General features: G+C 54.9%; 7 protein-coding genes. 4 read left to right on the top strand and 3 right to left on the bottom strand.

Features of this window, described 5'->3' with window-relative positions; translation table 11 throughout:
- The first annotated feature begins 50 nt into the window (after positions 1-50).
- Positions 51-272: a hypothetical protein gene (locus tag HMPREF3149_RS10365; protein WP_042528670.1), complete on the top strand. Its 222-nt coding sequence runs from the start codon at positions 51-53 to the stop codon at positions 270-272.
- Positions 273-547: 275 nt separating this feature from the next.
- Here the strand turns inward: HMPREF3149_RS10365 and HMPREF3149_RS10360 are convergent, their stop codons facing one another.
- On the bottom strand, positions 548-1,966 hold the full coding sequence (locus HMPREF3149_RS10360; RefSeq protein ID WP_070537967.1) for a peptide MFS transporter: 1,419 nt from the start codon (positions 1,964-1,966) through the stop codon (positions 548-550).
- A 45-nt stretch (positions 1,967-2,011) separates the two neighbouring features.
- Here HMPREF3149_RS10360 and HMPREF3149_RS10355 point away from each other — a divergent pair, with 45 nt between their 5' ends.
- On the top strand, positions 2,012-3,253 hold the full coding sequence (locus HMPREF3149_RS10355; RefSeq protein WP_141741514.1) for an adenosylmethionine--8-amino-7-oxononanoate transaminase: 1,242 nt from the start codon (positions 2,012-2,014) through the stop codon (positions 3,251-3,253).
- On the top strand, positions 3,250-3,912 hold the full coding sequence (gene bioD, locus HMPREF3149_RS10350) for a dethiobiotin synthase (protein WP_070537964.1): 663 nt from the start codon (positions 3,250-3,252) through the stop codon (positions 3,910-3,912). The genes HMPREF3149_RS10355 and bioD overlap by 4 nt, the downstream gene beginning before the upstream one ends.
- A gap of 91 nt (positions 3,913-4,003) precedes the next feature.
- Here the strand turns inward: bioD and HMPREF3149_RS10345 are convergent, their stop codons facing one another.
- Together HMPREF3149_RS10345 and HMPREF3149_RS10340 are read right to left on the bottom strand one after the other, a co-directional pair.
- Positions 4,004-5,179, bottom strand: a complete 1,176-nt coding sequence (locus tag HMPREF3149_RS10345; RefSeq protein WP_070537962.1) for an MFS transporter — start codon at positions 5,177-5,179, stop codon at positions 4,004-4,006.
- Positions 5,180-5,260: 81 nt separating this feature from the next.
- Positions 5,261-5,731: a cupin domain-containing protein gene (locus tag HMPREF3149_RS10340; protein ID WP_070537960.1), complete on the bottom strand. Its 471-nt coding sequence runs from the start codon at positions 5,729-5,731 to the stop codon at positions 5,261-5,263.
- A 101-nt stretch (positions 5,732-5,832) separates the two neighbouring features.
- On the opposite strand from HMPREF3149_RS10340, the gene HMPREF3149_RS10335 reads away from it, so the two are divergent.
- Positions 5,833-6,309: a MarR family winged helix-turn-helix transcriptional regulator gene (locus tag HMPREF3149_RS10335; protein ID WP_070537958.1), complete on the top strand. Its 477-nt coding sequence runs from the start codon at positions 5,833-5,835 to the stop codon at positions 6,307-6,309.
- Positions 6,310-7,076: the final 767 nt, after the last annotated feature.

Below are 7,076 nucleotides of genomic sequence, written 5' to 3'. Positions count from 1 at the left end.
AAGAAGCGGAACTAAACCCATGACGCTTCAAATAGCGCAAAGGACACCTAATGCCAACTCACAATAAAAAGAAGCTAGCCATCTTCACCCTCGGTGTCTTGCTTGCCGCCATCGCCATACTTTTTGCTGAATGGTGGGTTGTCAAGACGACCGTTTCCCAATCCCCGGCGCAAGTGTTCGCAGCCATTGCAGCAATAACCGCCGTAGTATTTGGCACCGTAGCCGGTCGAGCTGCAAGGCCGTGGTTGCGCAGTGATAGCGACACGGAATAATCGCCTACACGAAAAGGCAGATTAACACTTGGCTGCCGCCCCGCTCCGGAAGATGACTACAGTCGCTTACGCTCAACGAGATGGCGAGGACGTTACAGCATGTGGTGTTATTTCTGCCCGCTGCTCTAAACCCAGCCGTAAGCCCCCAGCCCCTGCCCAGTCCCATAGCTATCGCGCAATTCTCCATTACCCCAATGGCATAATTGCTAGCAGCACTGAGCACCTGAGGCCACCAGCGCAACACGGTTTGCGCAACTTCCGCCAATCGCCCGCTCCTACGACAGCTTTGCCCTGCATAAGCCCGAAAGAGCGATAGCTCCACCAGTAATAACTGGGACAATGCCCACGAGAACCAAATAGAAGAACTCGGTGTCAGCCGAATACAGTGTGGACAAACTACCAGCCAATGAGGTTCCGATGGCTAGGGAGAGGAAGAACAAAGCCGAGAAGCGGGTCTTGAAAGCCGCTGGCGCATAGGAAGCCGTCGCCGCCATACCGATGGGCCCAATGAAAAGCTCTCCGATGCTCATGAGCATGATGCACAGTGCCAGCGCCAGGAACGGAACCGCAGCAGCACCCACAAAAGGCAAGAGGAGAAACAATCCCGCACCAGCTAGTACCAGACCACAGCCCATCACACGGTTGCGGTGCACCGTCCTTTTAGCCAAGAAAGCAGCAATGGGCAGAGCGAAGACCAAAATGAAGAAGGGATTTAGGGATTGCGTCCACGCCGCCGGGATCTCAAACCCCGCGATGCTGCGCTCAAGGCGCTGATCGGAATACACCGCAAGCACCCCATACGTTTGGGATTGCAGAGCCCAGTACATTGTGGATGCCACAAAAAGCGGAAGGAAGGCTCTCACTCGGCGACGCTCAGGTGCACTCACTCGCGGGGAGACCAACATAGTAATAATCAGGCCCACCGCCACCGTCACGGTAGTAAGCAGTAGTACAAAAGCCATCCGGTCAGGCGTTAGAGCGCCCGAGGCAAGCGACCAGATCCCAAGTGCGCAGACTAGAACAGAACCAGCTGCCGCTGCGGCGAGATGCTTCGGGGAAATCGGGTTGGAAGGACGGGTGATGTCAACGCTAATGCTTGCTAGAAGGCGGGAGCGCAACAGCATATAAGACACGCAACCGATAAGCATCAAGCCCGCAGCGGCGCCAAAACCTGCGTGATAGCCATAGGCTGTGGATAGCCAGCCAGTCAGCATCGGCCCAGCTACTGCACCCACGTTAATGCCGAGGTAGAAGATCTGGAATGCACTGTTGTTGCCCTCCGCCGGAAACGCAGCCCCCATGACCGTGATGGCTGCGGTTTTGAGCAAGCCGGAGCCGAGCGCAAGCGGAAACAGCCCGGCGAAGAGACCCGGGAAACCCGGTATCAGGGACAGCGAGACATGCCCGCACATCAACAGGAATGCCCCCACCAAAAGAGTGCGCTCAGCACCGAGAACTCGGTCGGAGACCCATCCGCCGACAAACGTAAAAAGATAGAGCACAGCTCCATACGCGCCAACGAGGGCGGTGGCGTGGTTTTGTTCAATTCCCAGCCCACCTGCCTGGTCATAGAGGAAATAGGCCAAAATGGCCTGCATCCCATAGAAGCTAAAACGCTCCCACATCTCAATGCCCGCAACCGCAGGAATGGCGGGCGGAATCCGTTTTCTTGAACGCCGTTCAATCATTGTCATACCAAGGGATTATGCACAATTTTTGTGTGTGGTACAGATAAATGGGTGAAGTTTTTGAACAGCGTTCAAGTAGCGGCAATGGACGCCGCCCACATGTGGCATCCGTACGCCGCACCCGGCGCGCCGGCACTCGAGGTCGTTGGCACTGATGGTGCCTTTCTCCAGCTCGCCGATGGCCGCCGTGTTATCGACGGCATGAGTTCCTGGTGGGCTGCGTGCCATGGACATTCGCACCCTCGACTAGTCAACGCCGCCAAAGAACAAATTGATCGCTTTAGTCATGTCATGTTTGGCGGGCTCACCCACGAGCCCGCAGCACGTCTGACTACTCAGCTTATGGAACTGACCCGCGGGGACTTCTCTCATGTCTTCTACTCAGATTCCGGTTCCGTATCCGTCGAAGTCGCTATCAAGATGGCCCTGCAAGCCTCTCCACCGGGCCGCACGAAACTGCTGACCTGGCGCTCTGGCTACCACGGCGATACCTTCGGCGCGATGAGCGTATGCGACCCACACGGCGGGATGCATTCGCTGTGGGCAGGTGCACTGGCAGAACAGGTCTTCGCCGCCGCCCCACCCACGGAAGGAGCCAGCGAATCCGATCGCGCCGACTACCTGGCACAGATGGAGCGTCTCATTACTGATGACGTCGCCGCCATCATCATCGAACCCGGTGTGCAGGGCGCGGGCGGGATGAGATTCCATGACATCGAGCTAGTAGCGGGTGTTCGCCGTTTGTGTGACAAGCACGGAATCCTCCTGATCGCCGATGAAATCGCCACTGGCTTCGGGCGCACGGGGTCGCTTTTTGCGACCCACGAAGCCGGCGTTGTACCGGACATCATGTGCGTTGGCAAAGCATTAACCGGCGGCTTCATGTCATTGGCGGCGACGTTAGCTACGGAGGACGTCGTCAAGCGCATGGAGCCCAACGCTCTCATGCATGGCCCCACCTTCATGGCCAACCCTTTGGCCTGCGCGGTGGCGGCGGAATCCACCGCACTGATCGCCGAAGGACACTGGCTCAACGACGTGCCGCGAATCGAAGCGGGCCTCCGCGCCGGCCTCGTGGGTGCGCCCGGCCTCACCAGGGTCCGCGGCGCTATCGGCGTGCTGGAAATGGACCACGACGTTGACATGGCCGCTGCCACTGAAGCTGCACTAGAGCAAGGCGTGTGGCTGCGGCCGTTCGGGCGGCTTATCTATACAATGCCGCCCTATATCTGTACCGACGACGACATCGCGCGCATCTGCCGCGCCATCCACGCAGCCGGGGAGGCAGCATGATCATCTGCATTACTGGAACCAACACCGACGTGGGCAAGACCATCGCCACCGCTGCTCTCGCCGCCCAGATCAAGGCTGCCGGCAAGCACGTCATCGTGGCTAAGCCCGTTCAGACAGGTGAGCCTGCCGGGCTTGGCGACGCCCCCACCATCGCCCGCCTCGCCGGGGTTGAGACCCGCGAGTTTGTGCGCTACCCCGAGCCACTCGCGCCCAACCTATCTGCCCGGCGCGCTGGAATGCCCCAGCCAGACCGCACAGAACTCGTCGAGTGGATTCGCAACATCGACGCCGACGTTGTACTCGTGGAAGGCGCCGGCGGCCTCCTCGTTCGACTGGCTGACAACTTCACGCTGGCCGACATCGCCGCCGACCTCGGCGCTCCCCTCATCGTGGTCACCAGCATTGGACTAGGAAGCCTCAACGCCGCGGAGCTCACCGTCGAAGCCGCCCGCACCCGAGGCCTAGAGGTTCTAGGACTCATTGGCGGTTCTCTTCCCGCCGAGCCGGACCTGGCGACTCAACTGAACGTGGAAGAAATGCCGCAGGTAACCGGCGTGCCCCTACTGGGCTGCCTCCCCGCCGGCGTGGGCCAACTCTCCCGCGACGAGTTCGCAGATAGAACTTCAATAGGGAATGCCAGCGGAATTATTTTACACTGAAGTCTCGAGACTTCTTGGCGTGTGCTACTCAAGATGGAAGTTCAAGCCTTTTTTAAGAAGCACTTCCCGACCTAAGTGTGTGGCCTAGCTCTCAAAGCTGCCTTCCAAAATCTCTACTCCTTACAACGAGCAATCCGAAAACCAAGACACACATCACTCCTGCACCAACACTAAGGGCAGAAGCACCCCAAAGACTCGATATTGCCCCACCGAGCGCACCACCGATACCTACACCAAAATTGAAGATAGTAACGAAAAAGGACTGTGTAATGTCTGCCAAGTTACCTGCATTTCTAGCTAAGGCAGTCTGCAGAACTGTCGGTGCACCACCAAATCCCAGTCCCCAGATGATTATTCCAGAAATGAAAAAATAGTTGGGAGCTGCCGGTACCGACAAAAGCAAGAATCCTAAAAGCATCAACGCGCCAGAGATTAGACCAGTCAGAAGCAATCTCTTATCTACAACGACAGCAGTAAGTAAAATACTGATCCCCGCAGAAATCCCGAAAAATAGAAGCACAACATCTATTCCAAGAGCTATTCCCACACCACGGGTTAAAGGTTGAATGTACGTGTAAACCATGTTGTGCGCTACTGTCCAGCCGAAAAGCGCTACAAGCACCCCCATCACACCAGGCATCAAAATCGATCTCTTAAGAACATTGGCTCCTGGGCCATCTCCGACAGGTCCCGGCCGGGGAGGAACCGCAAACGCAATCCATAACGCTAAAACGATGGATGCGACTGTTAGCATGCCAAGCGTCAACCTCCAACCAAAGTGTTCACCCCCTAATGCACCAAGCGGGACTCCACAAGCTAAGGCGAAAGGCTGCCCAAAACCGATAATGGCAAGTGCGCGACCTTGGTTTTCCGAACTGACTAAACTCCGAGCGTAATTTGCCACAAGGCCCCAAACGACACCTCCGGCCATACCGGCAAGAAACCTAGCAAGAAAGGCTAACCACAAATACGAAGTAATAGCAGTGAGAGCGTTGAAAACGCCAAGCCCCATGATAGCTATAACCAAAAGACGCTTACGCGGCATTTTTCGAGTTGCTGCCATCACCGGTATTGCAGCCACCACAGATCCAGCTGCATAAACGGTTAGAAACTGTCCTACTTTTCCCGTTGTCGTTGCAAAGGACTCACCCATATCAACCAAAACCCCCGTAGGAATGGTCTCGGTCATTATGGCCAAGAAAGCGGCAAACGCTAACCCTGCCAATTGTAGGACTGGCATATCTGCTCTCGAATTCTGATTTGACATGTTTGGCAATAATCAATCCTCTAAAGCACTCGCAGTCCGCCCCCCTGCATCCAGAGTGCAAGCAGCGTAGATTCTGGATCGCTATCCTCCTCTATGCGCTCTCCAATCTTGTGCATCCACAAAATACGTATCGAATTCATCTTCTCGACGGGCAAGCTCATCTTCAGGCACCTTGCCACTCATTATCCCGCCCAAAATACGGAAATACTCAAACCTCTCCACACCGGGTGCGATAGTTACCAGTACATCCGCGTTGCTACCCTTAGCGGCTCCAAAAGCATGAGGAACTCCCGGAAGAACCAATGCGCAATCACCCGCGCCTAGCTGGTGAATTTGGCCATCCTCCCAAAACTCCAGCTCTCCTTGAGTGACGTAGAAGAACTCACACGAAATCCTATGAAAATGTGGGACGGCTCCCTCGTCCCCATCAAAAAGTTGAATGTTTTGTACACTTACATTTCCTTTTGCATCCGAGGCATCCACCAGCAATCTTGCCTTCGGAAGACGAGAGGAGGAAGCATCTGCCACTATTTCGGGTTCAGAAATTAACATCTCAAATCTCCATAGATTGTTCGCTGACAAACTATATAGTTCGCTACCGAACTTCTTTTGTCAAGCGCTACACTAAGTTTCAGCAACCCGAAAGGAACAAAATGGACCCCATCTCCACAGCCATGAACAAATGGACGAGGATAAACCCCCACGTCGATGTGGATGCAATGGAAACAACCCTTCGCCTCACCCATCTGTTAAGAGCAATCAAAAACGAAGTGACCATCGTCCATGAACAAGCTGAATTGGCTCCAGGCGACTTCGATGTTCTAGCAACGATCCTCCGCCAGGAAAACATCACCCCGGGACAACTTGCACACGGCCTACTTTTGTCAAAGGCCGGAATTACCGGAAGACTTAACAAGCTCAAGAAGCAAGGACTCATCGATGAAGAAATAAATCTCAGCGATAAGCGAGGAAAAACTCTGACACTAACGCCAGAAGGACACGACCGAATAATGTCCATCGTTGAAGCCCATGCCACAGCTGAGCGAAAAGCACTCAACCACCTGTCCAGTACACAACAGGATGAACTGCTCGAATTGCTACGCTCTTGGAGCAAAGAAAGTTCGGTCTAAACGAAACGATGTGTTGGCGAGGTTAGATGGTTAGCCATTCTGGCGCGCTGCTATTAGGATGATTTCACTTATCTGGAGGGATAGCCCAGTCTCGGTCCTTAAATACCCCGGGGACGTGCCGGTGTGCTAGCTGCCTAGGTTCACCATGAGAGGATGAGTAGGAATCCTCCTCGATGCTCCATCTATAGCGGGTGTGCACCAAACACGGAATGACAAGTGCTGGTCGCCAATGATGGCGATGCCGTGATGCCGCACGCAAGGCCGTTGCCTACTGGATTGAAGTCGTCTACAACCGTCGGCGCCGGCACTGAAGCACTCGGGATGGCCAGCCCCGTCGACTTCGAGAACCGAATTGGTCTAACCACAAACAGAAAAGAAATAGCTGCCTCACCACTAGGTAGCTCCACTACGTGTCCACAAATTGCGGGCAATCCCAGACTCTCGAGGGCTCTTAGTTTGTTAGCGCACCTCTTACCGTTTTCAACAGAGATGCTACGACGGTATCCCGATGCCCATCATTGGTCTCTATGATTCAGGACTTGTGGCCCCACTATGTCGTTTCGCAAGTTCATTAGCCAGATCAGCAGTGATTTTTACCGCTTCTGGGGGATCAGTGATCCAGATGTGGTCCCCAAACTGAAGCAATTGCCTTACCCCCTGAATATCCGCATATCCCACCACGATACGGACAAAGTCTTCGTCCACGGGTTCATGATGGATAAGCCGTGATCCCAAAATTGTTCAGAAGACTGAAATGGTAGCGGTGT

Origin of the sequence: Corynebacterium sp. HMSC05E07 (assembly GCF_001807225.1) — a bacterium.
Taxonomy (GTDB): Bacteria; Actinomycetota; Actinomycetes; order Mycobacteriales; family Mycobacteriaceae; genus Corynebacterium; species Corynebacterium singulare.
Note: the sequence above shows the minus strand (reverse complement) of the source record. Positions and strands in the feature narration are given on the sequence as shown.